The organism is Martelella sp. FOR1707, from assembly GCF_053484265.1.
Genome location: NZ_JBAKFP010000001.1, coordinates 305,674 through 332,400 on the forward strand (window position 1 = coordinate 305,674; position 26,727 = coordinate 332,400).

The following is a 26,727-nucleotide window of genomic DNA, read 5'->3' on the forward strand; positions in this document are numbered from 1 at the left end:
GCGGAGATGCACTGCCGGACCCCTCGCTTTTTTACTACGGACGAACCCACAGAAAATCAATGGCGCGCCCTTACGGCGCGGCCAATCCAAGCATGGAGGCGGTGATCGTGAAATAGAGCAGCAGGCCGGTGAGGTCGACGATGGTGGTCAGCGCAGGGCCGGAGACGACGGCCGGGTCCTGCCTGACGGCGACGGCGGCAAGCGGCAGCACCGCGCCGATCAGCGTCGCGGAGATGACCTGGGCGGCAAGCGCGATCGCGATTGCGAAGCCGATCCCCTCGAGCGTCATCGTGGCGGGCACGTCGGCGGCGTTGGAGATCAGCAAGACCTTCAGGAAGGCGAACAGGAACAGGGTTCCGGCCATCAGCAGTGACACGCGCGTCTCCCGCCATAATATCCAGAGCGTCTCGCGTGTCTTGACGTCGCCGGTCGTGAGCGCGCGCGTCACAAGGCTTGCGGACTGGGTGCCGACATTGCCGCCGGTATCGGCGACCATCGGCATGTAAAGGGCGAGGATCACCAGCGCGTCGAGCGCATCCTCATAGATGTGGACGACATAGCCGGCGGCAAGGCCCGCGACGGCAAGCGCCAGCACCCAGGGCACCCGGCGGAGGAAATCGGACCAGACGGTGTGATCGAAGTAATCATCCTTCACTCCGCCCGCGATGCCGACCCAGCGATCGGCGTCCTCATGCAGTTCCTCGACCAGAAAGGCGTTGGCCTTTTCGGCATGAACCACGCCGGCCACGCGGCCATCCTTTTCCAGCACGGGCATGATGTCGATCTCGCGATCGATCATGTCATAGGCCGTTCGTTCGGCTCCGGCTTCACCGCGCCTGACGGTCGGAACCTTGGTGGTCATGACCTCTTTGATGGGACCGCTTCCGTTGAGGCAGTCCCGGAGGCTGACGATGCCGAGAAGGCGATTGTCGGCGTCGACCACGCAGGCGTTGGTGTGAAAGGCGCCGCTTCGTGTGGCAAAGCGATCGGTCGCCTCCGTGCAGGTAAGGTCGGGGGCAAGCAGCAACGGCGCGGCATCCCATATCGCTTCCACAGGATGTTCCGGCGCAAGCATGGCGCTGGCAATCTCGGTCATTTCATCGTCCCCCAATTTCCTTCGGCGCGTCCTGCCGCAACTGTTTCTCAGCTCTCGGCGCCGCAGCAATAGCGCGCCAGCATTAAAGTTTTTCGAAACTCACGATGGCGGCGGCGTTTGCTTATACGTTCGTAATGACTTACCTTCGATCCTTGACCCGGCGTCAACCGCTGGGTACTCCTTTTGCTGACACAAGATTAGGGGAGAGACCTGTGGCTGACAAACCTTCGGAACAAGAGCTGTTCGATCCGAATGACGAAACCTATGGTTCGGCAGATTTTCTGACCGTTTTGCCCAAAACGGAGTTCCCGCAGAAAGTCCGCGCGCCGCGTTCGGTCTATGCTGCGGTCAAGGACGAGTTGATGATGGACGGCAATGCCCGCCAGAACCTCGCCACCTTCTGCCAGACCTGGGAAGAACCCGAAGTCCACCAGTTGATGGACGACTGCATCGACAAGAACATGGTCGACAAGGACGAATATCCGCAGACCGCCGAGATCGAGGCGCGCTGCGTGAGCATGCTCGCCGATCTGTGGAACGCGCCCGAGGGGCCTGCGACCGGGGCCTCGACGACCGGCTCGTCCGAGGCCGCGATGCTGGGCGGGCTGGCCATGAAGCGGCGCTGGGAAGCGCGGCGCAAGGCCGAGGGCAAGCCCACCGACAAGCCCAACCTGATCACCGGCCCGGTGCAGATCTGCTGGCACAAATTCACGCGCTACTGGGATATCGAGCATCGCGAAATCCCGATGGAAAACGGCCGGCTTCTGATGACGCCCGAGGAGGTGCTGAAGCTCTGCGACGAGAACACGATCGGCGTGGTGCCGACGCTTGGCGTCACCTTTACCGGCGAATACGAGCCCGTGAAGGCCGTCTCCGATGCGCTGGATGACCTGCAGGCGCGCACCGGCCTCGATATTCCCATCCATGTCGATGGCGCCAGCGGCGCCTTTCTGGCGCCCTTCTGCGCGCCGGAACTCGAATGGGACTTCCGGCTCCCGCGGGTAAAATCAATCAATGCGTCCGGCCACAAGTTCGGCCTGGCGCCGCTTGGCGTGGGCTGGGTCGTGTGGCGCGAGGAACAGGACCTGCCCGAGGAGATGGTGTTCTGGGTCAACTATCTCGGCGGCAACATGCGCGACATCACGCTCAATTTCTCGCGTCCGGGCGGCCAGGTCGTCTGCCAGTACTACAATTTCCTGCGCCTCGGCCGCGACGGCTATCGCAAGGTGCACGAGGCCTGCTATCGCAGCGCCGCCTATCTTGCGAGCGAGCTGGAAAAGACCGGGCTTGTGGATATCGTGTTCGACGGCGACATGAAGCGCGGCATTCCGGCGGTATCATGGAAGCTCAAGGAAGGGGTGAAGACGGAATACACGCTGTTCGATCTCGCCGACAGGCTGCGTTCGCGCGGCTGGCAGGTGCCGGCCTATACGCTTCCCGCCAATTGCGAGGATCAGGCGGTGCAGCGCATTCTGGTGCGCAACGGCGTCAGCATCGATCTCTGCTCGCTGCTGATCCGCGATATCAAGGCGTCGGTGGAGTATTTCAAATCCCATCCGATAACCAGATCGGTCTCCGAGGAAGAAGCCTCGGGCTTCCACCACTGACACGCCAATGCGCCCGTCGCGCCCTTGAGGGGCGCGGCGGCGGCGATCCAGTCTTTGGGTGAGCCCCCACTGCTGCTGATCGGCAAGACCCATCCCAATGTTGAGAACTGCTCTAGCCTCATCAAAAGTATGATGTTTTTATCTTGACGTCATACTCGCTCGCACTAAACTGGTGATGCATTTAACCGGGGCGTTTCATGGCAGTTCTCAGAGCGGGCTTGTTTTCGCTATTGGCCGTGCTCGCCGCAGCAGCCCCCGCCGCCGCAAAATCCGATCTTATCCTTGCCATCGGCGGCGAGCCGGATACCGGCTATGATCCGCTGCTGGGTTGGGGGCGATACGGCCATCCGCTGTTTCAGTCGACCCTGCTGAAGCGCGATGCGGCCCTTGAAACCGTTCCCGACCTCGCCAGTGCGTGGTCGCTTTCCGATGACAGGCTGGCCTGGACCATCACGCTGCGACCGGACGTGACCTTCAGCGACGGCACGCCGCTTTCGGCCGAGGACGTGGCCTTCACCTTTAACGCGGCGGCCAAAGCCGGCGGCGCGCTCGATCTGACGGTGATGGACAGCGCCAAGGCTGTTGACGACCTCACGGTGGAAATCCGCCTGAAGCGCCCCTGGGTGACATTTTCGGAGAATTTCTATTCGCTCGGCATCGTGCCGTCGGACGGCTATGGGCCCGGCTATGCCCGCAACCCGGTCGGCTCCGGTCCCTTCAGGATGGTCTCCTGGACGGAAGGGGAGCAACTCATCGTCGAGGCCAATCCGGACTATTATGGCCGGAAGCCTGAATTCGAACGTCTGACCTTCGTGTTCTCGGGCGAGGACACCAGTCTCGCCGCGGCGCGCACCGGTCAGGTCGATATGGTCTCCGTGCCGGCACTGATGGCGGATGACGAGATTGACGGGTTCCGCAAGGTCATCGTGCCCTCCGTCGACAATCGCGGCCTCTCCTTTCCCATGACCGCGCCCGGCGCGGTGAATGGCGAAACGGCGGGCAACGCCGTGACGTCCGATCTCGCCATCCGCCGCGCCGTCAATCTGGGCGTCGACCGGGAGCAGCTCGTCGAGGTGGCGCTGAACGGCTATGGCCGCCCGGCCTATGGACCGGCCGACGGGTTGCCCTGGTCCAATCCCCATGCCGCCGTCGCCCATGACCCGGATAGCGCGCGCGCTTTACTGGACGAAGCGGGATGGGCCGTCCGCGATGACGGCATCCGCGTTCGCGACGGCGTGAGGGCCGCGTTCGACATCTATTATCCGGCCTCCGATTTCGTGCGTCAGGCGCTTGCCGTCGTCACCGCCGAACAACTGAAGTCGTTGGGCATTGCCGCCCGGCCGCTGGGTGCGACCTGGGAGCAGATCGGCCGCGTCGACCACCGAGAGCCGGTGATGTTCGGCTGGGGCAGCCATAGCCCGCTCGAGGTCTACAGCCTTTATAATTCCGCCTGGGGCGGCATCGAGTTCTACAATCCCGGCTATTTCTCCGACGAAACCGTCGATGCCCATTTCGACGATGCCCAGCAATCAGCAAGCCTCGAGGCGTCCTATCCCCATTGGCAGGCGGCGGAATGGGACGGGCAGACGGGTTTTTCCGCGCGCGGTCTTGCCGGCTGGGCCTGGCTCGTCAATCTCGATCACGTCTATTTCGTCAATGAATGCCTCGATATTGGCGAGACCCAGATCGAGCCGCACGGCCATGGATGGCCGATCTCCGCCATGATCGAACACTGGACATGGACGTGTGAGTAATCCCGGCTTGAGCTCCGTCCCGAAATTGGTGGCCACGCGCGTCGCGCGGCTTGCGGCCGTGCTTCTTCTCGTAGCCGTGGTCGCCTTCGCGCTCGCCAAAATCTCCCCGGTCGATCCGGTCAATGCCTATCTCGGCATCGATATCGCCCGCGTCGGTCCGGAACAGCGCGCCCTGATCGCGGCGCGCTGGGGGCTCGACCAGCCTCCTCTGGCGCAGTTTACGCTATGGGTGCGCAACCTGTTGCACGGCGATCTCGGTTATTCGATGATCTACAATGCGCCGGTTTCCGAGGTGATTGCCGCGCGGTTCTGGACCTCGCTGCCGCTCGTGGGGCTGGCATGGCTGTTTTCCGGCCTATTCGGTTTTGCGCTCGGCGTCGTCGCGGGCGCGCATGCGGGTTCCTGGCTCGACCGGGTGATCCGGCTCTATGCCTATTTCCTCTCCTCCGCGCCGACCTTCTGGATCGCGATCCTGCTCCTGATCGTATTCTCTGTCCAGCTTGGCTGGGCGCCGGTCTGTTGCGCCGGACCGCTCGGCGTCGTGCCCGCCGATGTCACCTTCGCCGAGCGGTTGCAGCATCTCGTCCTGCCGCTCGCGGCGCTCTCCCTGCTCGGCGTGGCGCAGGTCGCGCTGCACACGCGCGCCAAGATCGCCGAGATCCTGCAGCTTGACGCCGCCCTTTACGCCCGCGCCCAGGGCGCGGGCAAATGGGACGTCGTGCTCCGGCACGGGGTGCGCAACGCGGCGCTGCCGGCGATCACCATCCTGTTCGCCTCGCTGGGAGAACTGTTTGGCGGCTCGATCCTGGCGGAACAGGTCTTCGCCTATCCGGGTCTCGGGCAGGCCGCCGTGGCCGCAGGCGTGCGGGGCGACGTGCCGCTGCTGCTCGCCATTACCCTGTTCCTCACCCTGTTCGTGTCGATCGGCAACATGATCGCCGACATGCTCTATCACCGCGTCGATCCGAGGATACGGGAAGCGGAATTCACGGCGGGAGGCGCGCATGGCTGAAACCCTCCACGCGCCGGCGCCGGAGCCGATGATCCTGCCGCGCATGGGTAATCGGGTCTGGACGCTGTCGGTCGCCGCGCTCGGGCTGGCGCTGATCCTGTTCGTTCCCCTTGCCGTGCAGATGGCGGGACCGGCGGGGGTCGCCCCCGATTTCGCCGCCCGGCTGTCGCCGCCGGACTGGCGGCACTGGTTCGGAACCGACCAGATGGGCCACGACATGTTGGCGCGCACGTTGAAGGGCCTCAACACCAGCCTCTGGGTCGGGCTTGTGGCCTCGGCCTGTTCGGTGCTGATCGCCACGGTTCTGGCGATCGTCTCCATCGTTGGCGGCAAGTGGGTCGACGGGCTGGTGTCGCTTTTGGTGGACGCCGCCATCGGCCTGCCGCATCTGGTGCTGCTGATCCTGATCTGCTTTGCGCTCGGCGGCGGGCCGGTTGCCGTGACGCTTGCCGTCGCGCTGACCCACTGGCCGCGCCTGACGCGGATATTGCGCGCCGAAGTGCTGCAGATCCGGCAGGCGCCCTATGTCGTCGCGGCCCGCCATTTCGGCAGGTCCTGGGCGTCGATCGCCTTCGGCCACGTCCTCCCGCATCTGCTGCCGCAGATGCTGGTCGGCCTGGTGCTGATGTTCCCGCATGCGATCCTGCACGAGGCGAGCCTGACCTTCCTCGGGTTCGGCCTTGATCCGACGCGACCGGCAATCGGCGTGATGCTGGCGGATTCGATGCGCTACCTGACCGCCGGGAAATGGTGGCTGGGCCTGTTTCCCGGGCTCTGCCTGCTGGCGCTGGTGCTGTGCTTCGATGCCGTCGGCAACGGCTTTCGCCTGATCCTCGATCCAAGGACGGCAGAGACATGACGCTTCTTTCCTTCCACGATTTCGGCATCGGTTTTCGCCGCTACAGCGGCCTGCTTTCGATGCGGGAGGTGCCGGTCGTCAGCGGCATCGGCTTTTCCGTGCGGTGCGGCGAGGTGGTTGCCCTGATCGGCGCTTCCGGCGGGGGCAAGAGCCTGATCGCCCATGCGCTGTTCGGCGTGCTGCCGCCCAATGCCTGCACTTCCGGCGCGATCCGCTTCGAAGGCCGGGAGGTCGATGAGCGGAGCCGGCCGGCCCTGCTGGGGCGGCGCATGGCGCTGATGCCGCAATCGGTGAGCCATCTCGATCCGATGGCGCGCTGCATCAGCCAGCTTCGCTGGGCGGCGCGGCGGTCGGGTGCCGCGGCGGATGATGCCCGCCTTGCCGCGACGCTCGCGCAGTTCGGGCTCGGCCGGGAGGCGGGTAACGCCTTTCCCCACCAGCTTTCCGGGGGTATGGCGCGGCGCATGCTGATGGCGATCGCGACCATTGGCGATCCGGACCTGATTGTCGCGGACGAGCCCACCAGCGGGCTTGACGACGACAATGCCGATATCGTGCTGGCGCGGCTTCGAAGGCTTGCCGGCGATGGCAAGGGTGTTCTGCTGGTCACGCATTCGCTCGCCTCGGCGCTTGCCTATGCCGATCGGGTCTGCCTGATCCGCGATGGCCGGCTCGAAGGCGAGGAAGACGCCACCGGTTTTTCGGGCGGCGGCGGCGGGCTGCACACGGCCTATGCCCGCGCCTTGTGGCAGGCCCTGCCGCAGAATGCATTTCGAGGCGACGACCATGCTTGAGGCGAGACGCGTTCGCTTCGGCTACGGCGTCAGCGCGCCGGTGGTTGACGGGGTCGACATTGCCATCCGCCCGGGCGAGATCGTCGGCCTCACCGGCCGGTCGGGCGCGGGCAAGTCGACGCTGGGGCGGCTTCTTGCCGGCTACCACAGGCCGGCCTCCGGCGAGGTGCTGGTCGATGGCAAGACCCATGCGAAGGGCTACAACGCGGTGCAATATCTCCACCAGTCGCCGATCTTCGCCGTCGACCCGCGCTGGACGGTGGGCCGGATCATCGCGGAGGGCTGGACGCCCGACGAGGAGACCCGGCAGGCGCTCGGCGTTTCGAAGAGCTGGTACGACCGCTTTCCGCACGAAATCTCGGGCGGGGAACTGCAGCGGATCGCGGTGCTGCGCGCGCTCGGCCCGCGCACAAGATACCTCGTGGCCGACGAGATCTCCGCGCCGCTCGACCCGCTGACCCAGGCCCAGATCTGGGATGCCCTCATCGGCGCGGTGCGCAAGCGCAATCTCGGCATGCTGGTCATCAGCCACAACCGCCCGCTGCTCGCCCGCCTGTCCGGCCGCGTCGTCACGCTTTGATCTTCGCTGCCCGGTTGGCGAATGCTGAGAAGGCGGTTATCAAGGGGTGGCGGAGCAATGAAGGAAACCGGGCCATGCAGCGCGTCACCGTAACCCTCGACGACAATCTGATGGACGAGCTGGACAAGGTCGTTCGCGAACGCGGCTACCAGAACCGCTCGGAGGCGATCCGCGACCTGACGCGCGCCGGCATGCAGCAGACCCTCGTCGACAGCGGCGCGGTGGAGGAATGCATCGGCGTGTTGAGCTATGTCTATGACCACGAGGCGCGCGACCTGGCGCGCCGGCTGACAAACACCTTCCACCACGATCACGACCTCTCGATCGTCAGCACCCATGTTCATCTCGACCATGACCGCTGTCTGGAGGTCTCGATCCTCAGGGGCGCGCCGGGCATGGTGAAACATCTCGCCGACCACGTGATCACCGAGCGCCACGTGCTCCACGGCAAGCTGGTCCTCATCCCGGTGGAGGACAATGAGACGGGCGGCGAGGGCGCCTGAGCCTTTGCCAGCAGAGGCAATATCAGCGCGGCAAGCGCGATCCCGCTTTCTTGGTATAACATCATTCGGGAGCATGCCATGATTACCGATCCGACGACGCTCTATCTCCTGCACATCATCTATCTCGTCGCCCTCGCCGCAGAAGCCATGACGGCAGCGCTTGCGGCCGGGCGGCGCAGCATGGATTGGGTCGGCGTGATCTTGCTCGCATGCATCACCGGGCTTGGGGGAGGCTCGGTCCGGGACCTGGTTCTGGATCACCATCCGCTTTCATGGGTTGGCTCGCCGGAGCTTCTTCTGGTGACCGGCGGTGCTGCGGTCCTGACAATCATCATTGCACGGCACATGTATCGTCTAAAGCGCCTGTTTCTCTTTCTCGATGCTGTCGGGCTTGTTGTCTTCAGCATTATCGGCAGCAACATTGCCATCGGCCTCGACCAGCCGTTTCTCGTCGTGGTCGCCGCCGGCATGATCACCGGCTGTGTCGGCGGCGTGTTGCGGGATATCCTGTGCAACGATGTCCCTCTGCTGTTCCATAAGGAACTTTATGCGACCGTCTCCGTCATCACGGTTGCGATCTTCGCAGGCGGCGGCCGGCTTGGCCTCGATCACAACCTCGTCCTGCTGCTTGCCCTGAGTGCTGGCCTCTGCCTGCGTTTGCTGGCGCTCCGCTTTGGCTGGAGCATGCCGAAATTCGTCTACAAACACGATCTGCATTGAGTTCAGCAGCGGATATCAATTCGGCCTTCCTTGGCTGAATCCCTCGATCTCACCCTGGACACGACGGGCCTCTTCGCGCGGCAATCCGCATAAGCCTCAGGCAACTTTTTCAGGCGGAAGACGTTTCTTTCTTCAAAAGGAGAAAGCAATGTCAAAATCCGAATTCTGGAAAGAGATGGACGATGTCCGCGCCGCGATGCTGGGCATTGGATCGGCCCGTCATGTGCCGATGTCGCCCTACCCCAACGACAAGGAAGGGGTGATCTGGTTCATCACCGCGAAGGGCACGGATCTGGTGAAGGCGATCGAGGCGGGCGAGAGCGAGAGTTCGCTGATCGTCACCGGCAATGGAGAGACGCATGCCCGCGTGGAAGGTCGCTCCGAGGTGGTCCAGGACCGGGAAAAGCTCGAGGAGCTCTGGAACCCGATTGCTTCAAGCTGGTTCGACGGCATCGACGATCCCGACATCCGGCTGATCCGGTTTACGCCAGATTTCGCCGAGGTCTGGGCCACCAAGGGCTCGATCGGGTTTGCCATCCAGATCGCGAAGGCCAAGGTGACGGATGAGGAACCCGATATGGGAGACCATTTCGAGGTCCGCTTCTAGCCGATCATTGAGGCCTTTGGCCCAACTCGCAAAGATAGCGATGGCGGTCGATTTACCAGCCGCCGCCACCGCCGCCCCCTCCTCCCCCGCCGGAGAAGCCGCCACCCGAAAAGCCGCCGCCCGAGCCCGATCCGTTGGGCGAGATGCAGGCCGTGAGGTTGGTGCTGAGCGCCTGGCAGGCGCCGAAGATGGTCGCGCCGTTCGCGCCCGTATCGTAGAAGGTCGGGTGCAGGCCGAAGGGGATCGGGTTGATGGTGCCGGAGCCGGCGTCCATGACGCTGTCGAAGGCGCGGCTCCATTCTGACTTCATGTTGAGCGCCACCGCGAAGGGCAGCAGGGCCGGCAGCGCGTCTCTTTCGCTGCGATTGGCGTGGCGCATGTCGCCGACGCGTTCGAGATAGAGGCGCAGCCCCGCGATTTCCGCCTCGCGCGCCCGCCCCTCCTCCGTCGGCTGGCCGATCCGCGCGGCAAATATCCAGAACAGAACCGGCGTTGCCACGAGGCCAAGCGCCGTCGCCCAGCCGAAGGCGCCGGTGAAGAAGCCCGTCACCAGCCACAGCCCCGCGCTCGCGACCAGTCCCCCGCCCATGCCATTTCCCGCCGCATTGCTGAACGTATCCGCCGAGGCGCGCGCATCGAAGCCCGCAAAGGCAAGACCGATCACGATCGGCAGCAGCGGTCCATAGGCGAGGATCCACCCTTCGCCATCCATGCCGGTCAGCGCAAGGGCCGCGGCAAGGCCGGTGCAGAGGAAGGCGGCGGCCAGTTTCCACTTGCCGTTCGGCGCGTAATACCGCCGGCCATGGGTGGCGCGCACCACGCGGGCGAAGTCGCCGTAAAGCCGCCTCAGGACCTGCCGGTTCTTGCGATCGACCAGGACGCTGCCGCCTTCAGCGCGCACACCCGCCACCAGAGCTTCCTCCTCGGGCGCCAGCGCGCCGGTCTCGCCCTTATCCAGCACGATCCGCCAGGCCTTGCCCTCGGGCACGATGGTCATCAGCCCGCGCAGGCCGAGATTGATGACCGTGGCGAGGAGCGCGGAATGGCCGAGCATCCGCCGCATCGAAATATACTGCACCTGAGCAGGCGTCGTGCCGCGCGGCGGCTTGCGCCGCTCGATCACCGGATAGCGTCCGGCGTGCTCCTCTCCGGGCCGCCTGATCCGCCGGGAGACAAACAGGAAAAGCAAGCCGAGAGCGCCGAGGCCGGTAACGGAAATCGCGACGCCCGGATTGCGGCGCAACCACCACCGGAACCGCTCGGCGGCCGCCGGCTCGCTGATGAAGCCCTTCGGGAACCCGACAGCGACCGTGAGCCCCTCCTCCGGGTCGAGAATGCGGTAGGTCTCAATATCGACCGTGGCGCCATCCGGGCTGAGGCGACGAGACACCTCGGTGCGCGTCGAGCCGAGTGGCCCGGTAAAGCCGGCGACCTGTGTCGCCGACGCGCCCTCTGGCAGATGAATGGTCGCTGAGGCATTGTCGATCGGGAAGGCCCAGTAGGAGCCGGTCACATTCCAGTAGAATTGGTCCTGACCGTCGCGGTTTTCGATCTGCGGTCCGGTGCGATAGGAAAGCCGGAAGGTGTGAACGCCCGGTTCGAGATCGGTTCCGGCATCTCCCAGAAAGATGCGGATATAGTCGCTGCGGCGGGCAACCCGCATGGACACCGGCTTGCCGTCGAGCGTGGCGGAAAGGATCTGCAGCGCGCCGGGATCGACGCCGCCCTCCGCCGTGCGTCCCGCGATCGGCAGATCGCGAAAGATACCGTGTTCGATCCGGTACCCCTCCGCCTTGATCGCGATGGTCTCGGTGATATCGAGGCGGCCGGTCGGGCCAATCGCAATATCGCTTTCGAAACGCTCGATCCGCTCGCGCGCCGAGGCCGGCGCGAACCAGATCAGCACCAGCAGGACGGCCGCGACGATCGGCCGCGTCGCGGCCAAACTTCGGTCCCCGCCATTCGTTTTGCAATGACGTGCATAAAAAACTGTCTGAAAAATCGGGCGTGATTTCATGAACAAGACTGCTGGGGACCCTGTTGTTCCGTATGGCGAATCCGGCTGAGGGGGCCTTATAGCCCGGCCAAAAAGCATAAACAAATCCGTTTGTTACAACGATCTTTCCCGACAGGGAGTAAATCTCAACTTACAGTTACTTGCCTCTCTCAGCCCGCCCCTTCATGACTGCGCCATCGAAGGAGAAAGCATGACCGAACGACGTTTCTGGTTCGCCCTGCTTGTCGCCGCCATTCCCGGCGTGGCAAAGGCCGAGACCATCATTTTCGACCCCGCTGTCGGCAGCGAACGGACCTATCACCTCGAAATTTCCATGGCTTCCGGCTTCAGTGATTCGCGTTTCCGCGACAACCAGTTCGTGTCGGCGCTGACTCGCTTTGCGGTCACCGACCGCGACGACGATGGCGAGATCAGCATGGATGTCTTCCCTTTGTGGTTTGCCTATGACGAGGGATCGCGGGTGACGAGCACGGCCTTCGGCGACGCGCCCGACGATCTTGCCCTGCTGATGCGCGAGGGCTTTTCCGCCACGATCGATCCGGAAAGTCACGGGCTCAAGGATTTCGCCCCGCGCGGCGATGCCGAGATGCCGCAAGCCATGCTGGCCCAGATGCGCGACCAGCTCGGCCAGCCGGTCCTGCCGGTCGAAATCGAAGTCGAGAAAGGCTGGACGACCACCACCACGCTGCCCGGCGTTGCCAATGTGGACATCACGGTCAGCGCGGTGACGCCAAACGAGGTTTTCCTCAGCTATGAGGGTGTGTCGGCGGATACGAGACTGTCCGGCGTTTCGGTGCTGGCGCGCGACAGCGGCTGGGTCGAGCGCTCGGTGATGACCTATGATACGCGCATCAATCCCGGCGCGGAGGATGAGCGTTTCTCGCGCCAGACCATCGCGATGGCGAATACGGAAAGCCCCTTCCCGCTCTACACCCACGCATCCCGGGGCGAGCCTGAATGGCATGACATGCCGACCTTTCCGTTTTCAACCATCGTCATGCCGCCCGAGCCGGACATGGTGTTTCCCGGCGGACCGGGAGAGGCAGACAGGCATGGCAAGACTTACACGCTGAGCTTCGCCCACGATCCCGCGGCGGGCAGCAATATCGGCCGTTTCGCGCTTCATGATTTTCATCTCTTCGACGGCGAAACCGCGTTGCCGACGCGGTTCATCGCCACCTTGCCCGTGACTGTTCCGGGCGATGGCGGGTTTCGGACGGTCTCGCGGGCGCGTCCGGTCGGCATCGGCGATGTCCGCGAGGATCTCGAACGGGCAACGGCGCTCACCGCAGATGTCGACTGGTATCCCTCCGAGCCTTTCACGCTGACGCTGCATCCGGATGCAGACGGAAAGGCCAGCGTAAGCCGCAATGACGCCACGGCGGAATTCCGGCCGACCGATGACGGCTATGAGCTGCTGCTCTCCGGCAAAACCTGGGACTTCTTTGGTCTCTCCTTCCCGGAAGGCAGCAACGTCAAGGGACAGATCTACGCCGCCGACAGCGGCGCGGACTGGCTGACGCCGACCGAAAGCCAGGCAAGACGACTGGCACTGCCGGATTACAGCGCCCTCAAGGTTGTGCTCAAGGCTGAAACCGTGCCGGAAAAGATCGAAATCCGCGTCGAACGCTATGCCGAAACGCCGGCCGCGACCCGCGCGGTCACCTTCCGCACCGAACGCGGCAAACGCCTCGATCCCGACACCGAACCCGAGACGCGGGCGCTTTATCCGGATGGCGCGCCGCCGGCGCTCGATGCGCTCACGCCCGAAGGCCTCGATCTGGCCGCGCTGCGTTTCAGGCTCCCGACGACACAGGCAAAGCACTGCGCGGCGGGGCTGGATGAGCCCGTATCGCTTGCCGGTCATCCGCTGGTCTTCGAAACGCAGGCTGACGAACGGACAGGCACGACGACGCTGCAGCTTCAGACCGATGACGGCATCCGCACCCATTTCTACGGGCATGAACCGGTCACCGTCGTCATCGATTGCGAAACCACCGTCGCATGGCGTGAGGCGAGCGAAGCGCTCGATCCGGAGCGGCCATGGCTGATCGATCCTGAAACGCTCGGCGTCGACAACACCATGACGATTGGCGCATTCAACGCGCGTTTCCGGCTGGTCGATGCCGAGGGCACGGCGCTGGCGCTGGTCACGCCGGATGGCACGCCCCTCACCCCCGACGACACGCTCGCTTCGGCGCTGTTCGAAGACGGCCATATCCGCGCGGCCGGCCGGCCCGAACGCATCCTTGAAGCGGATACCGGTTCCGACCCGGTGACCCGGCGCTTCGAAATCCGCTTTCCCGATCTGCCCGAACCGAGGGAGGATAACCGTTGAAAACCGCTCTCGCCCTTCTGCTCGCGCTTGCCGCGAGCGCGGTACATGCCGCCAATGTCGATGAAAATCTGGCTGCCGCCCCGGACGGGGCCTACAGCTACACGCCGCCGGAAAAGGCGAAGGACGGCGTCTATATCATCGATATCTACGACGAAGACGATGACCGTTACGCCCGCGTCTGGAACACCGCCCCGACGCTGGATGAAGGCCGCAAGGTCGGAAAGATCGAGACCTTCTATCCCGGCTCGGGCTACCTCAAAACCCGCGTTCCGCTCAACGAGGACGGCCGCCGCGACGGCGAGATGGTGACCTTCGACGAGGATGAGAATGTCGTGGGCCGCACGCCTTATGAGGATGGAAAGAAAAACGGTACGGAGGTCCGGTACTGGGCGGATGGCAAGACTCAGCGCGAAACCACCTGGAAGGATGGCGTGCTAAACGGCCCCTGGCGCCTCTATTATGAGGACGGCACGCTTTCGACCGAAAACAATCATGTCGACGGCCATATCGATGGCGTGGAGCGCAAATACCACGAAAACGGCAAGCTCGCCGCCGAAATCCACTGGTCGATGAGCCGGCGCGACGGCCCCTACAGGGACTATGACAAGGAGGGAAATCTCATCGAGGAAGGCCGTTATGTCGATGGCGCGGCCGATGGGGTCGTCACCGAATACTGGCCCTCGGGCGAGCGCCGGGCCGAACGTCGCTACGACATGGGCAAACCGACGGGCAGTGCAAAACGCTGGTCGGAATCCGGCGAACTCGTGGCCCAGACCGATTATGCCGAGGATGGCAGCGAGGTGAGAAACCGGAAATGGAAGGACGGTGAGTTGATCTGGCTCCAGGAGCCGGTGCAGATCGACGGCCGCGGCGAAGGGCAAAAAACCGTCGAGCATTACGGCAACTTCACCGAGACCGAGATCAAGGCCGACGGCTATCTCCTGTTCACGAAGTATCTCAACGACCAACTGCTGGACCGCACCGAACTGGTTGACGGCGAATATCGCGGGCTGTTCGTATCGACCACCGAGATCGACCAGATCACCACCCGCGTCCACTATGTCGACGGCAAGGAGGACGGCCTTTACACCCGCGCCTGGCGCGGCCGGGAGTGGGACCGGGGCTATTACGACCATGGCAAGCGCGTCGGCGACTGGCGCCGGACGGAACACTCCAGCGACGTCATCCACGAGACCTATGACGATGACGGCAAGCTGACCGGCGCGCAGCGGACATACAGGATGAACGGCCAACTGAAGCGGCTCGCCACCTATGACGCGGGCGTATTGGACGGACCCTACAAGGAGCTGGACGGCGACCGGATGATTGCCGGCGGCCGCTATGTCGACGGCGAGAAGCATGGCGAATGGCTGGAACCGGTGCCCTACAGGGACGAGACGAAACAGGGCCGCTACGACCACGGCATCAAGGACGGCCGCTGGACGACCTTTGACGGCCATGGCTACCGCATCACGGTCACAAGCTTTAGCAACGGGCTGAAGGACGGGCCGCGCTACATCCTGGCGGAAAACGGCGCGCTGGAGGAAGTGCAGATGTGGAAGGACGACAAGCGCGACGGCACCACCACCTATTACGACGCCGAGGGCCTCGTTTCACACGAGCCCTGGCGCGATGGCCGGCTGAAAGGAAATGCGGTCCCCGCCCGGGATGCGCGATAACCGTTCTCGGGCGGCCGCGAGCCCGCGGGCGCGTATCTGTCGTTTCACAACCGGTTATGCCGCCGCGCGCCGTACGCAAAAAAAAACGCCCGGCACACGCGCCGGGCGTTTTTCTGTCTTCGGAAGCGGAAGGCAATCCTTGGTCCCGATCAGCCGCCGAAGCCGAAGCCGGGGGGCATGTCGGTCAGCGAGATGCCGAACGGTTCGAGGCTCTTCAGGATCCAGGTCTGGTTGTTGCCGATACGGCGGTTATATTCGGCCCAGGCGGATACGAAGCTCTTGAACGTTTCATCCGCGCCGTAGTTCACGGCGATCACCGAAGGCGTGGACAGAACCGGGGTCGGCACCTTGACGCTGCCGACGCTTGCGGCCTTCTTGGAAATCACCAGCCCGTTGAGCATGGTGTTGATCAAGCCCTGCGCCTTGCCGGTGGTGACGGCGACGATCGCCTCATCGCGGGTCTTGAAGCGCAGAATATTGGCCTTGGGCAGATATTGCTGCGCCATCAGATCCTGCGCGGAGCCGAGATCCACGGCGAAGGTATATTGCTGGTCGTTGAGCTCGTTCCAGCTCTTGCCTGCAAGCGTTTCATCGGCGGAGATCAGCACGAAACTGTTGTAATAGGTCGGGTCGGAAAACGAAACCGACAGCGCGCGCACCGGCGTCGCGGTAACGGCGAAGGCCATGTCGACCTTGCCGCTCTGGACGTCCAGAATGGCGTTGGACCAGCTCGATTCCACCACTTCAAGCTCGACATCGAGCGTCTTGGCGATATCCGACGCCATGTCGATGACGAAGCCGGTCCATTCCCCCGTGCGCGGGTCCTTGTTGAAATACGGCACTTCGTTCAGGATCGCCGGAATGCGCAACGTGCCGCGTTCGCGGATGTCGCTGACCGTGTCGGCGCTGGCGGAGGCTGAGAACAGCGAAAGCGCCACCGCCGTCGCGCCACAGATCTTGGCAAACAAGTTCATTGAGAGATCTCCATAATTCCCCGGATTGATCGTATTCTTGAACCGCAACCCCCATCGGCCACGTCCGGGAACAGGCTAGCGGCTCAGCCGATCCAGGCAATGCTAGAGAAAAGACGGCGCTTGTGCGCTTTTTTGTATGTTCGGGTCATAGAGGCGGCAGGATATCGCCGCTCGGCGGGTCCAGAACTGGCCCCACCAGCTCGCGCTGGCAATCCTCGTATAGCTGCTGGACCATGGGGTGGGTCTGCAGGAATCCGGCGCTGCCGAAATAGACCCGGATTTCCGGCAGGCTGGTCAGGCGGAGCGAGGCGACCTTCTCGTCATCGGCGGCCACGCACCATGAGGGAATGATGGAAAAGCCGAGCCCCTCCTCCACGCACAGCTTCACGCTGGAACTGCCCGAGGTCGAGATCGCGGGATGAACCGCCCTGCCCTCGCGGCCGAGAAAATCGACCGAGACATTGCGCAGGGTCTGCCCGGGTTCATAGGTGACGAACGGCTTGTCCGCGGCCCAGGCCGGAATATCCTCCTGCGCCGGCACATCGCCCCAGGCGCGCGGGAAGACAAGCGAAAGCCGGTAGCTGCCGAGCATGCGTTGCGGCACGACCGGATCGCCGAAATAGCGTTCCGAGATGCAGACATCGAGACTGCCGTTCTTCACCAGTTCCGCCAGCACCGTATCGCGCTCGTAGACGGAAAACTCCATCTCTGGAAAAGCCTCGCGGAAGCGGGCCAGAACCTTGGGAAACAGATAGAAGAAGATCGCCTGGGGCATGCCTACCCTCAGCGCGGAACGCTGGTTCTCGATCAGCGTCGTCAGCCGCTCCAGCATGATGTCGAGCTCGGGATGGAGCAGGTTGTAGAGCGCGCGGCCGCGCGGCGTAAGCGTGATGCGCTTTGCCCCCTGTTCGGATTCGATGAGCCTGCTTTTCAAGATCTGCTCGAGCCGGCGCACATGGTTGGCGGCGGACTGATAGGACAGGTTCAGCTCGCGCGCCGCCGCCGAAAACGAGCCGTAGCGCGCCACATGATAGAATGTCTGCACCAGCGTAAGACTGATCTTTGCCATCGCGAAAATCCCCTTTCTTCTCTTTTAAGGGGTGGCCGGCCAGAAGCCTGATACAAAAAACATGACTTTCGAAGGCCATTCTCTTGTATCGACGCCCGAAGCCGACAGCCGTCAATATGACCGATATCGAACGCCATCATACCGGTCAAACCAAATGCATGCCCGCTCCTCACCATCCGCCATCGTCATCGGCTCCGGCATCGTCGGCGCGGCAACCGGCTACTTTCTGGCGAAAGCGGGCGTCAGCGTCACGCTGATCGACAGCAGCGCGCCGGCGGCGGAAGCGACCGGCGCTGCCGATGGCGCGGTCTCCGTGGCCAGCAAGCGTCCCGGCCCGATGATGACGACGGCTCTGGAAGGCATTGCGCTTTACCGCAGGCTTGCCGAGGACGGGCTGTTCGCCGGCCTGTTCAAGCAGCGCTCGACCTTCATTATTGCCTCCAGCGCTGAGGAATGCACGGTGCTGGAGGCGCATGCGGCAGCCCTTTCATCCGCCGGCGTGAGCGTGGAGCACCTCAACAACTGCGCGCTGCGACGGCGCTTTCCGGCGCTTTCGGAAAGCGCGTCCCTTGCCGTGGAAGTTCATGCGGAGGGGCACGCGATCGGCTACCGGATCGTTCACCGGCTGATCGAAGTCGCCGGCATCGCCGTGCACCGCAACACCCGCGCCAGCCGCCTGCGGCTTGCCGGCGACGGCGAACGGGTCGAGGGCGTTGAAACCGACAACGGGTTTCTCTCCGCCGACGCTTTCATCATCTGCGCCGGTTCCGGCTCCGAGCGTCTCGTCAATGTCGGCGCCGGGCTCATTCCGCGCAAGGGACAATTGCTCGTGACCGAACGCGCCTTCGCCCTCAACGCCTCCATGCCCGGCGCGATCATGTCGGGCCGCTATCTGCTTTCCAAGCGCTCCGGCAGCAGCGAGGCTGGTCGGCCCGGACGCGGGTTCGGGCTTGTCATCGACCCTCTGGAGACGGGGCAATTCCTGATCGGCGGCACGCGCGAAGCCTTCGGCGACCGCAAGGTCAACGATCTTGAGGCGGTATCCCGCATCCTGAGCGATGCCGTCGCGCTGGTGCCCGGCCTCGCCCGGCTCAGGCTTCTCAGGGCCTTTGCCGGCGCGCGCACCGCCGTGTCCGACGGATTGCCGCTGATCGGCAGGCTGCCCGGCATAGAAAACGGCTTCATCGCCACCGGCTTTGAAGGGGACGGCATCTGCCTCGGTCCGGTCACCGGCAGGACGATCGCCGAACTGGTCACCGGCCAGCTCCCCTCGATCGATATTGGCCCGTTTGATCCCGCTCGCTTCGGTGTCTGCGAGGTGGCGGCATGAGCCGGGGGACATTCTTTTTCATGGGGCGCGAAATCGCCTTCCGCCCGGGCGAAACCATCGCGGCCGCTCTTGTTGCCGAAGGCGTGACGCAGTTCGGCGCCGACGGGCTCGGCCAGCCGACCCGCTATTTCTGCGGCATCGGCGCTTGCCAGGGCTGTGTCGCGCGGGTCGACGGGATCGTGCGCGAAACCTGCCTGACCCCTGCCCGTGATGGCATGCAGGTGGAGAGCATGGAGGGCGGCTATGTCTGAGCCCAGGAAAACAGCCGACGTGCTTATCATCGGCGCCGGCCCGGCGGGACTTGCGGCCGCAGCCACGCTGAAGCGCGCCGGCGTTTCGGTCGAGATCATCGAACAGCGGCCGACGATCGGCGGCGCGATCTTCCGTCAGCCCATCGACGGCGTCACGCCGGTTCCCCAGCCGCGCGCGGCCAAGGCGCGCTTCGCGCGGCTGAGACAGGCCGCCGAAAACATCCCGATCCACCATGAACAGGTCTTCATTGCGGTCGACGGCGACGGCTGGGTGGTGACGGAAAACCGCCGGACGAGGCGTATCGAAACATGCCGGCCGAAGGCGGTCATCATCGCAACCGGCGCGGTCGAGAAGATCCTTCCGCGTCCGGGCTGGCACCTGCCCGGCGTTTCCACCGCCGGCGGGTTGCAGGTGATGATGAAGGAAACCGGACGGCCGCCCCAGGGCCGCGTTCTGCTCGCCGGCAACGGCCCGCTCCTTATCGCTGTTGCGGCCCAGATGGCGCGGCTTGGCAATCCGCCGGTCGCCGTCGTCGAGGCGGGCGCGCCCTTCAGGGCGGTATCCGCCGGCCTTGCGCTTTTCCAGTTCCCCCGATTGCTGATGGAATCCCTCGGCTATATGACGACGCTTCTTGCCCGGCGGATACCGGTTCTGCAGGCGACCACGGTGCGCGATATCCGTCGGACCGACGAGGGCCTTGTCGTCACGCTGGCCGGGCGGAATGACCGCAGCCGGGAAATCATCGCCGATCGCGTTGGCCTGCATGACGGTATCCGGCCCAATGACTTCGCATTGCCGCCCGAGGGTCAGCCTTCCCCAAGCCACCCCTTGATCCTCCATGCCGGCGACGGGCGCGAGGCGCTGGGCAGCAGCGCCGCCGAAGCCGACGGCCGCAAGGCCGCGGGCCAGGTAATCGCGGGACTTCCCGGACAGGCGCCAAGGCCCGAAGCAATGCTGGCGCACATGCGCGCGGCGCAGGGGGTGCTTGACCGGATGTTCGCACCGACGGCGGGCGCTCAATCCCTTGCGGCGCTGCCGGATGACACGATCCTCTGCCGCTGCGAAGGCAAGACGACGGGTGATCTGAAGCGGCTCGCGCTCGGCGTCGATGCGCCGTCCGAGCGCGAGATCAAGCACAATGGCCGCTTCGCCATGGGCGCATGCCAGGGGCGGTTCTGCGCCCACAATAGCGCGGCGCTGATGGCCGAACTCAGACCGGACCGCACAATACCCGCAGCCGGCAATCTTGCCGGCAGGCGATGGCCGGTCCGCCCGGTCACGATCGGCGCGATGATCGCCGCCGATCCCTCCCCAACCGAACCGAAAGACCAGTGAGGCACCTATGGCACAGGCACAGGCGGCGATCCTGCCGAAAACAGAAATGATTTCCGTCCGCAACCCGTTTTCCGGCGCGCCGGTGGGCGAGCTCTGCGTGAACACGCCGGCGGAGATCGACGCCGCCGTGATCAACGCCAAGGCCGCCGCCAGCGCCTTCCGTTTCTCGACGCCGGCCACGCGTCGCGCCCTGCTCAATGCCCTTGCCGCCGAAATGGCCGCCGATGCCGAAAATCTGGCGCGCCTCGTGTCTTCGGAAATGGGCAAGACCATAAGGGAAGCCCGCAATGAAATCCGTCGCGCCCAGAACACGCTGAGGCTTTCCGGCGACGCCGCCACCTTCCTTGACGGCGAGGCTTTGCACTGCGCCATCGTCGAGGGCGGCGCTGACAGGCTTGCGACTGTCACCTACGAGCCTGTCGGCGTTGTCGGGGCGATAACGCCGTTCAACTATCCGGTCAATCTCCTCTGCCACAAGCTCGGTCCTGCGATTGCCGCCGGCAACGCCGTCGTCGCCAAGCCTTCGCCAAAAGCGCCGCTTGCGGCCAACAGGCTATGCGAACTGGCCCGCAAGGCGGGCTGGCCGGAGGACCTGTTCCAGGTCGTCAATGGTGGCGCGGAGGCAGCGCTTGCCCTTGCCCGCGCGCCAATCGACCTGCTGTCGTTCACCGGCGGTCCGGCCGCCGGTCTGGCGCTGAAGAACGCAAGCGGTCTGGTGCGCTGCCTGATGGAGCTTGGCGGCAATGATCCGCTGTTCGTCCTGCCCGATGCCGATCTTGACCGCGCCGTCGCCACCACGATCGGTCACCGATTCGAGATCGCCGGCCAGAGCTGCGCCGCCGTCAAGAAGCTCTATCTCCACGCTGACATTGAAAAGCCCTTCACCGAAAAACTGATGGCCGCCGTGGACGCAATCGAATTCGGCGACCCCGCGCGTGACGACACCGACATGGGCACCGTGATCGATCTCCCTGCGGCCCGCATGGTCGCCGAGAGGATCGAGGCCACAGTCAGCGCCGGCAAGGGCAGGCTCCTGACTGGCGGCAATCATGATGGCACCGTTTTCGCGCCGACTGTTCTGACTGATGTCGCCGTCGATGCCCCGGTCATTGCAGAGGAGACTTTCGGTCCCGTGATCGCGATCCGCAGCTTCACCGACGCCGGCGCGGCGATCGCCGAGGTCAATGCCAGCGAATACGGGCTGCAGGCGGGCGTCTTCACCAATGACCACGCGCTGGTCCGGATGTTTTCCCGCAACCTCGCCGTTGGCGGCGTGATGATCAATGAGGGGCCGGATTTCCGCGCCGAGCATGTGCCCTTCGGCGGCATCAAGCGCTCCGGCCTTGGCCGCGAGGGCGTACGCGTCGCCATCAGGGAAATGTCGGAACAGAAGGTCGTGATCGACTGAGGAGAGCATAATGCGAATCGGAATTTTCGGCGCTTCGGGCCGTGTGGGAACCAGTCTCGTGGAGCTGATCGTCTCCAATCCCGGCCTTGAGCTTGCCGCGGCCATGGTGTCGCCGGGATCCAAGCTTGTCGGCAAGCCCGTTGCCGGCAGCAGCATTGAATACCGTCCCGCCGATGCGGCGATGAAGAGCCATTGCGACGCCATCATCGATTTTTCGACGCCTCAGGCCAGCATGGCGCTTCAGGAGGCAATCGGCCTCAAGAACATACCGATGGTCATCGGCACCACCGGGTTCTCGGCCGAGGACGATGCCCGCCTTTCGGCCTGCTGCGCCCACCGGCCCATGCTCATCAGCGCGAATTTCGCCCGCGGCTTCGAGGCCTTTCGGCTGAACGTGCTCGGCTTCGCCCGGATGATGCCGGAGGGCGAGCCGCGCGTGACCGAGACCTACCACGCCCGCAAGAAGGCCGAACCCTCGGGGACATCGAAACTGCTCGCGGGGCAGATCGAGGAAGCGAGAAGCGCCGTCATGGGCTTTGCCGCGGCAAAGATGCCGATCACCGTGTTCCGCGAGGGCGATACCGTGGGCATCAACGCCGTCAGCTTCGATCTCGGCTCGGCGGAAGCCCGGTTCACCTACCAGGTCCACACGCTCTCGGCCTATGCCGAGGGCGCCATCGCCGCGGCGCAATGGCTGATTTCCGGTCATCGCGAACCGCGCCGCTACGCACTCGCCGACAGCCTCGCCGCCCGTTGAAATCCCAATCAGAGGAGAACACAATGAACGAACTCAGGAGCCGCTTTACCGGCGTTTTCACCGCCCTCGTCACCCCGTTTCGCGATAGCATGATCGATTTTGACGCCTTCGATGCGCTTGTCGAGCGGCAGATCGCGGCCGGCGTCGCCGGCCTCGTGCCCGTCGGCACCACCGGAGAGGCCGCGACCCTTTCCGACGACGAGGCCGATCAGCTGATTGCCCGCACGGTCGAAAAGACGAAGGGCCGGGCGCTCGTGATGGCGGGCGCCGGCGCCAACGACACCAAGAAGGCGGTAGAAAAGGTCCGCCGCGCCGAGGCGGCCGGGGCCGATGCCGTGCTCGTCGTCACGCCCTATTACAACAAGCCGACACAGGCGGGCCTGATCGCCCATTACGGCGCGGTGGCGAACGCGACCGCGCTGCCCGCCATGCTCTATTCCGTGCCCGGCCGCTGCGGGATCGAGATCTCGGCCGAAACCTGCGCGACGCTGATGCGCAATCACGCCAACATCTTCTCCATCAAGGAGGCCGGCGGCTCGGCGGCACGGGTGAGCGAGCTGCGCCGCGCCTGCGGCGACGAGCTGATCGTGCATTCGGGCGATGACGGGCTGACATTGCCGTTCCTGTCGCTCGGCGCGGTCGGCGTCACCTCCGTCGTCGCCAATGTTGCACCGGACACGATGGTGGCGATGGTCCGGGCCTGGCATGAGGGCAACACCGCCCACGCGCTTGCGCTGCACGATCTGGTGGCGGAACTGACCGACGGGATGTTCGTCGAGAGCAATCCCGGCCCGGTCAAGGCGGCGCTGGCGCTGAACAACCTTTCGGGCCCGGAAATGCGGTTGCCGATGGTGCCGGTCTCCGATGCCAACCGCGAGCGTCTCGCCGGCATCCTGAACCGCTACACGTCGGCGGCCTCAAGCGTGCTCGGCGCGCGCTGACGGCGTACCAGCGCCGGCCCGGCTGTCCGTTTTCGGTCCGGGTTTGCGCGAGGACAATTGAACGCTGCGCTGCTGCGGCTAACAGAATGCGGTTCGGCGCGCTGCACGAGAACGACAGACGGCCGGCTTCCTGTCTCGTGAGGAGCCGGACTTCACCAAAACGAGGGGAACCGAAATGAACAGAAAATGGCATCAACAGCAGTGTTGCGGGTGCTGGGCGGCCCGAACAGGGCATCGATGTGACAACCAGGGAGCAAGGTGATGCAGTATAACTGGGATTTTCATTCGGTATGGCAGTATCGCGACCTGTTCCTCTACGGTCTCGGGATCAGCATCGTCTACACGTTCGGATCGATCTTTTTCGGCGTGATCCTCGGCTTTATCACCTGCGCGGCGCGGCTGTCGCGGTTCCGGGTGTTCAACTGGATCGGGCGGATCTATCAGGAAATCTTCCGCTGCAGCCCGCTCCTGGTGCAGTTGCTGTGGTTCTACTACGCCTTTCCGCTCCTGATCGGCGTCAATATCGACAACCGGTTCGCGGCCATGCTGACCCTGTCGCTTTATGTCGGCGCGTTCTACGCGGAGATCTTCCGCGGCGGGATCGTGTCGATCGACAAGGGCCAGCGCGAGGCGGCAGCGGCCATCGGCATGAGCCCGTTCCAGGCAATGCGCCGCATCATCCTGCCGCAGGCGCTGAAACGGGTGCTGCCGTCCTTCATCAACCAGTCGGTCATCCAGTTCAAGAACACCTCGCTCGTCTCCGTCATTTCGGTTGCCGACCTCGCCTATATGGCCGCGGTGGTGAACGGGCAGACCTACCGGCCGCTGGAATCCTACACGGTCATGGCCGTGCTCTACATCGTCGTGCTGCTGCCTTTGATGCAGGCCGCGGACTGGTTTGAAAAACGGCTCAGGGTCAGCGACTGAGGGGAAGGAAGATGAACATGACACAGCAAAGCCAGACCGGCGCGCCGGTTCTCGAAGCTCTCGGCCTTCAGAAAAGCTACGGCGTTCACGAGGTCCTGAAGGGGATCGACCTGACCCTGACGCGCGGCGAGGTGGTCGCCTTGATCGGCCCGTCCGGCTCCGGCAAGTCCACCTTCATCCGCTGCCTCAACGTGATGGAGACGCCGACCGGCGGCACGATCCGCTTTCGCGGTTGCGATGTTGGCGCAAGCTTCCGCGATGCCGGCGGCAAGATCGGTATAGGCACGCTTCGCCGCCATGTCGGCATGGTGTTCCAGCATTTCAATCTGTTTCCGCACAAGACGGTGCTGGAAAATGTCATCGAAGGGCCGGTGATCGTGTGCCGGAAGCCGAAGAAGGAAGCCATCGCGCACGCAATGGACCTTCTGGCCCAGGTCGGTCTCGCCGAAAAACACGCCGCCTACCCCAATCACCTTTCCGGCGGCCAGAAACAGCGCGTCGCGATTGCCCGTGCGCTGGCGATGGAGCCGGAGGTGCTGCTGCTCGACGAGGTGACGAGCGCGCTCGATCCCGAACTTGTCGGCGAGGTCCTCGCGGTTATCCGCAAGCTCGCCGAAGACGGCATGACCATGGCGATCGTGACCCACGAAATGGCCTTTGCCGCCGATGTCTCGAGCCGGGTCCTGTTTCTGGACCAGGGCGTGATCGCGGAAACCGGTTCGCCGGAACAGGTGATCCTCAATCCGCAGAACCCGAGACTTCAGGCCTTCGTTTCCCGTTTCAGGGGGTAGATCATGGACAGGTTCAAGGTTGCGATCTTCGGCGCCGGCAAGGTCGGTTCGGCGCTTGCGGCAACGCTGTGTCTCACGGGCGACATCGACCTCACGATCATCGACCCTTCCGAGGAGGCGCTCGACGCGTTTGCCGCCCTCGGCCTTCCGGTGAAGGCGCTGCGCCAGCGCCCGAATGAGAAAATGCCGGCCGAGGCGCGCGGGAGCGATCTGATCGTTGCCGCCGCCCCCGACTGGGCTGCCTCCGGCATTGCCGAACTCGCCGGCGCTTCACACGCGCATTTTCTGGATTTCTCCCCGGCGCGGCCTGAAAATCTTTCCCTGCTGCAACGGCTTGCCGAAACGCGCCTGGTGCTTTCGGGCGCAGGCGTGGCGCCGGGGCTGGTGGACAACATTGCCTCGGGGCTGATGGAGCCCGGGCGGACGATCAGCGATCTGACGATCCGGGTGGGCGCCCTGCCCCGCTACCCAACCAACCGGCTGGGTTACGGCCAGATCTGGGACATCGACGCGATGATCGAGGAATATACCCGCGCCTGCGAAGCCGTTCAGGACGGCAAGGCGGTGTTCCTGAACCCGCTGGAGCATCTGGAAAAGGTCACGCTTGACGGCACGGTCTATGAGTGCTTCACCACGGCGCGCGGCCTTTCCGACCTCGCGCCCTATCTGGAGGCGGGGGTGCGGAACGTCACCTTCAAGACCCTGCGCTATCCCGGCCATCTGGATTACATGCGCTTCCTGCTGGATGATCTGAGACTGAAAACACGCCGCGACATGCTGCGATCGCTGCTGATGAACGGGTTGCCGGTCATTGACGAGGACGAACTCCTGCTGTTCCTGACGGCGCGCAGCACGCATCGCAACCGTCCCGCCGAACGGTCACTGTCGCTGCGCTTCCGCTCCGACCGGCATCAGCCGTTCAACGCCATGACCTCGGTCGCCGCGGCCTACGCCGCAAGCCTGATCGACCTTCTGCGCAAGGGCGCGTTCGGCGCAAGCGGCATGGTGGCCCACAATCGTATCGAGAGCGAACAATTGCTGGAAAACCCTTTCCTCAAGCGGCTGCTAGTGGCCTGAACGCGACAACCGCGGTTGGATGATCACGACGCGACGTTTTCCATCGAGGGAACGCCACTCAGCGAGAACGGCGTCAATGCCGGGCTGAAGATCCGCTTTTAGCGCGCCGCCCCGAAATTCGGGCTTCGAAACGCTTATTGATTTGCAGAGGGCCGGGGCTGTCGGGTGACGGCTCCGGCCTTCATGCCGATTCATCGAGTGAAACGGCCGTTTCATCGGCGACGCGTTGACCGGTTTCGGCCCGCTCTTTACAGCCATCATGCACTTTTTTCCATTATTGACGTCGCCGCTGCGGCGAAC

At 64.2% G+C, this 26,727-nt stretch carries 24 protein-coding genes; 20 read left to right on the plus strand and 4 right to left on the minus strand.

Annotated elements, in window-relative coordinates:
* Positions 1-70: 70 nt before the first annotated feature.
* Entirely contained in the window at positions 71-1,096 is a 1,026-nt protein-coding gene (locus tag V6765_RS01395) for a magnesium transporter (protein ID WP_448425837.1), read from the minus strand.
* Positions 1,097-1,308: 212 nt separating this feature from the next.
* On the opposite strand from V6765_RS01395, the gene V6765_RS01400 reads away from it, so the two are divergent.
* From V6765_RS01400 to V6765_RS01440, 9 genes are all read left to right on the plus strand, one after another.
* A complete protein-coding gene (locus V6765_RS01400; RefSeq protein WP_448425838.1) occupies positions 1,309-2,703 on the plus strand; it encodes a glutamate decarboxylase in 1,395 nt (464 codons plus the stop codon).
* A gap of 197 nt (positions 2,704-2,900) precedes the next feature.
* Entirely contained in the window at positions 2,901-4,457 is a 1,557-nt protein-coding gene (locus V6765_RS01405) for an ABC transporter substrate-binding protein (protein ID WP_448425839.1), read from the plus strand.
* A 28-nt stretch (positions 4,458-4,485) separates the two neighbouring features.
* Positions 4,486-5,469: an ABC transporter permease gene (locus V6765_RS01410; protein ID WP_448425840.1), complete on the plus strand. Its 984-nt coding sequence runs from the start codon at positions 4,486-4,488 to the stop codon at positions 5,467-5,469.
* Positions 5,462-6,328 (plus strand): ABC transporter permease, encoded by an 867-nt coding sequence (locus V6765_RS01415; protein WP_448425841.1) that lies wholly within the window; start codon positions 5,462-5,464, stop codon positions 6,326-6,328. The genes V6765_RS01410 and V6765_RS01415 overlap by 8 nt, the downstream gene beginning before the upstream one ends.
* The gene (locus V6765_RS01420; RefSeq protein WP_448425842.1) at positions 6,325-7,122 is read left to right on the plus strand and encodes an ATP-binding cassette domain-containing protein; all 798 of its coding nucleotides are present in this window, start codon (positions 6,325-6,327) and stop codon (positions 7,120-7,122) included. The genes V6765_RS01415 and V6765_RS01420 overlap by 4 nt, the downstream gene beginning before the upstream one ends.
* Positions 7,115-7,702: an ABC transporter ATP-binding protein gene (locus tag V6765_RS01425; RefSeq protein WP_448425843.1), complete on the plus strand. Its 588-nt coding sequence runs from the start codon at positions 7,115-7,117 to the stop codon at positions 7,700-7,702. The genes V6765_RS01420 and V6765_RS01425 overlap by 8 nt, the downstream gene beginning before the upstream one ends.
* A gap of 74 nt (positions 7,703-7,776) precedes the next feature.
* On the plus strand, positions 7,777-8,205 hold the full coding sequence (gene nikR / locus V6765_RS01430) for a nickel-responsive transcriptional regulator NikR (RefSeq protein ID WP_448425844.1): 429 nt from the start codon (positions 7,777-7,779) through the stop codon (positions 8,203-8,205).
* A gap of 78 nt (positions 8,206-8,283) precedes the next feature.
* A complete protein-coding gene (locus V6765_RS01435) occupies positions 8,284-8,925 on the plus strand; it encodes a trimeric intracellular cation channel family protein (protein WP_448425845.1) in 642 nt (213 codons plus the stop codon).
* Positions 8,926-9,073: 148 nt separating this feature from the next.
* Complete coding sequence (locus V6765_RS01440) at positions 9,074-9,532, plus strand: pyridoxamine 5'-phosphate oxidase family protein (protein WP_448425846.1); 459 nt, start codon at positions 9,074-9,076, stop codon at positions 9,530-9,532.
* A gap of 52 nt (positions 9,533-9,584) precedes the next feature.
* Here V6765_RS01440 and V6765_RS01445 read toward each other — a convergent pair whose 3' ends face one another.
* On the minus strand, positions 9,585-11,477 hold the full coding sequence (locus V6765_RS01445) for a DUF2207 domain-containing protein (RefSeq protein ID WP_448425847.1): 1,893 nt from the start codon (positions 11,475-11,477) through the stop codon (positions 9,585-9,587).
* A 262-nt stretch (positions 11,478-11,739) separates the two neighbouring features.
* Here V6765_RS01445 and V6765_RS01450 point away from each other — a divergent pair, with 262 nt between their 5' ends.
* Complete coding sequence (locus V6765_RS01450) at positions 11,740-13,887, plus strand: hypothetical protein (protein ID WP_448425848.1); 2,148 nt, start codon at positions 11,740-11,742, stop codon at positions 13,885-13,887.
* Positions 13,884-15,566 (plus strand): hypothetical protein, encoded by a 1,683-nt coding sequence (locus tag V6765_RS01455; protein WP_448425849.1) that lies wholly within the window; start codon positions 13,884-13,886, stop codon positions 15,564-15,566. The genes V6765_RS01450 and V6765_RS01455 overlap by 4 nt, the downstream gene beginning before the upstream one ends.
* Before the next feature lie 149 nt (positions 15,567-15,715).
* Here the strand turns inward: V6765_RS01455 and V6765_RS01460 are convergent, their stop codons facing one another.
* Together V6765_RS01460 and V6765_RS01465 are read right to left on the minus strand one after the other, a co-directional pair.
* Positions 15,716-16,540 (minus strand): transporter substrate-binding domain-containing protein, encoded by an 825-nt coding sequence (locus V6765_RS01460; RefSeq protein ID WP_448425851.1) that lies wholly within the window; start codon positions 16,538-16,540, stop codon positions 15,716-15,718.
* Between the two features lie 145 nt (positions 16,541-16,685).
* A complete protein-coding gene (locus V6765_RS01465) occupies positions 16,686-17,609 on the minus strand; it encodes a LysR family transcriptional regulator (protein ID WP_448425853.1) in 924 nt (307 codons plus the stop codon).
* A gap of 154 nt (positions 17,610-17,763) precedes the next feature.
* Between V6765_RS01465 and V6765_RS01470 the strand changes: the two genes are divergently transcribed.
* The 9 genes from V6765_RS01470 (at position 17,764) to V6765_RS01510 (ending at position 26,427) form a co-directional block, all read left to right on the plus strand.
* Positions 17,764-18,939 carry an NAD(P)/FAD-dependent oxidoreductase gene (locus tag V6765_RS01470; RefSeq protein ID WP_448425854.1) on the plus strand — a complete coding sequence of 392 codons (1,176 nt, stop codon included), beginning with the start codon at positions 17,764-17,766 and terminating at the stop codon, positions 18,937-18,939.
* A complete protein-coding gene (locus V6765_RS01475) occupies positions 18,936-19,190 on the plus strand; it encodes a 2Fe-2S iron-sulfur cluster-binding protein (RefSeq protein WP_448425855.1) in 255 nt (84 codons plus the stop codon). Before V6765_RS01470 ends, V6765_RS01475 begins: the two co-directional genes overlap by 4 nt.
* The gene (locus V6765_RS01480) at positions 19,183-20,526 is read left to right on the plus strand and encodes an FAD-dependent oxidoreductase (RefSeq protein WP_448425857.1); all 1,344 of its coding nucleotides are present in this window, start codon (positions 19,183-19,185) and stop codon (positions 20,524-20,526) included. Before V6765_RS01475 ends, V6765_RS01480 begins: the two co-directional genes overlap by 8 nt.
* A gap of 7 nt (positions 20,527-20,533) precedes the next feature.
* Complete coding sequence (locus tag V6765_RS01485; RefSeq protein WP_448425858.1) at positions 20,534-21,934, plus strand: aldehyde dehydrogenase family protein; 1,401 nt, start codon at positions 20,534-20,536, stop codon at positions 21,932-21,934.
* A 10-nt stretch (positions 21,935-21,944) separates the two neighbouring features.
* A complete protein-coding gene (locus tag V6765_RS01490) occupies positions 21,945-22,691 on the plus strand; it encodes a 4-hydroxy-tetrahydrodipicolinate reductase (RefSeq protein WP_448425859.1) in 747 nt (248 codons plus the stop codon).
* A 23-nt stretch (positions 22,692-22,714) separates the two neighbouring features.
* Entirely contained in the window at positions 22,715-23,632 is a 918-nt protein-coding gene (gene dapA / locus V6765_RS01495) for a 4-hydroxy-tetrahydrodipicolinate synthase (RefSeq protein ID WP_448425860.1), read from the plus strand.
* A gap of 261 nt (positions 23,633-23,893) precedes the next feature.
* Positions 23,894-24,559 (plus strand): amino acid ABC transporter permease, encoded by a 666-nt coding sequence (locus V6765_RS01500; protein WP_448425861.1) that lies wholly within the window; start codon positions 23,894-23,896, stop codon positions 24,557-24,559.
* Positions 24,560-24,570: 11 nt separating this feature from the next.
* Entirely contained in the window at positions 24,571-25,350 is a 780-nt protein-coding gene (locus V6765_RS01505; protein WP_448425862.1) for an amino acid ABC transporter ATP-binding protein, read from the plus strand.
* Positions 25,351-25,353: 3 nt separating this feature from the next.
* Positions 25,354-26,427, plus strand: coding sequence for a saccharopine dehydrogenase C-terminal domain-containing protein (locus tag V6765_RS01510; RefSeq protein WP_448425863.1), 1,074 nt, complete (start codon positions 25,354-25,356; stop codon positions 26,425-26,427).
* Positions 26,428-26,727 lie beyond the last annotated feature (300 nt).

Bases quoted from the DNA above. Each gene is read 5' to 3' on its own strand.
- V6765_RS01395 (WP_448425837.1), bottom strand. From the start codon at position 1,096: ATGACCGAGATTGCCAGCGCCATGCTTGCGCCGGAACATCCTGTGGAA.
- V6765_RS01405 (WP_448425839.1), top strand. From the start codon at position 2,901: ATGGCAGTTCTCAGAGCGGGCTTGTTTTCGCTATTGGCCGTGCTCGCC.
- V6765_RS01415 (WP_448425841.1), top strand. From the start codon at position 5,462: ATGGCTGAAACCCTCCACGCGCCGGCGCCGGAGCCGATGATCCTGCCG.
- V6765_RS01420 (WP_448425842.1), top strand. From the start codon at position 6,325: ATGACGCTTCTTTCCTTCCACGATTTCGGCATCGGTTTTCGCCGCTAC.
- V6765_RS01425 (WP_448425843.1), top strand. From the start codon at position 7,115: ATGCTTGAGGCGAGACGCGTTCGCTTCGGCTACGGCGTCAGCGCGCCG.
- nikR (WP_448425844.1), top strand. From the start codon at position 7,777: ATGCAGCGCGTCACCGTAACCCTCGACGACAATCTGATGGACGAGCTG.
- V6765_RS01435 (WP_448425845.1), top strand. From the start codon at position 8,284: ATGATTACCGATCCGACGACGCTCTATCTCCTGCACATCATCTATCTC.
- V6765_RS01440 (WP_448425846.1), top strand. From the start codon at position 9,074: ATGTCAAAATCCGAATTCTGGAAAGAGATGGACGATGTCCGCGCCGCG.
- V6765_RS01450 (WP_448425848.1), top strand. From the start codon at position 11,740: ATGACCGAACGACGTTTCTGGTTCGCCCTGCTTGTCGCCGCCATTCCC.
- V6765_RS01460 (WP_448425851.1), bottom strand. From the start codon at position 16,540: ATGAACTTGTTTGCCAAGATCTGTGGCGCGACGGCGGTGGCGCTTTCG.
- V6765_RS01465 (WP_448425853.1), bottom strand. From the start codon at position 17,609: ATGGCAAAGATCAGTCTTACGCTGGTGCAGACATTCTATCATGTGGCG.
- V6765_RS01470 (WP_448425854.1), top strand. From the start codon at position 17,764: ATGCATGCCCGCTCCTCACCATCCGCCATCGTCATCGGCTCCGGCATC.
- V6765_RS01475 (WP_448425855.1), top strand. From the start codon at position 18,936: ATGAGCCGGGGGACATTCTTTTTCATGGGGCGCGAAATCGCCTTCCGC.
- V6765_RS01480 (WP_448425857.1), top strand. From the start codon at position 19,183: ATGTCTGAGCCCAGGAAAACAGCCGACGTGCTTATCATCGGCGCCGGC.
- V6765_RS01485 (WP_448425858.1), top strand. From the start codon at position 20,534: ATGGCACAGGCACAGGCGGCGATCCTGCCGAAAACAGAAATGATTTCC.
- V6765_RS01490 (WP_448425859.1), top strand. From the start codon at position 21,945: ATGCGAATCGGAATTTTCGGCGCTTCGGGCCGTGTGGGAACCAGTCTC.
- dapA (WP_448425860.1), top strand. From the start codon at position 22,715: ATGAACGAACTCAGGAGCCGCTTTACCGGCGTTTTCACCGCCCTCGTC.
- V6765_RS01500 (WP_448425861.1), top strand. From the start codon at position 23,894: ATGCAGTATAACTGGGATTTTCATTCGGTATGGCAGTATCGCGACCTG.
- V6765_RS01505 (WP_448425862.1), top strand. From the start codon at position 24,571: ATGAACATGACACAGCAAAGCCAGACCGGCGCGCCGGTTCTCGAAGCT.
- V6765_RS01510 (WP_448425863.1), top strand. From the start codon at position 25,354: ATGGACAGGTTCAAGGTTGCGATCTTCGGCGCCGGCAAGGTCGGTTCG.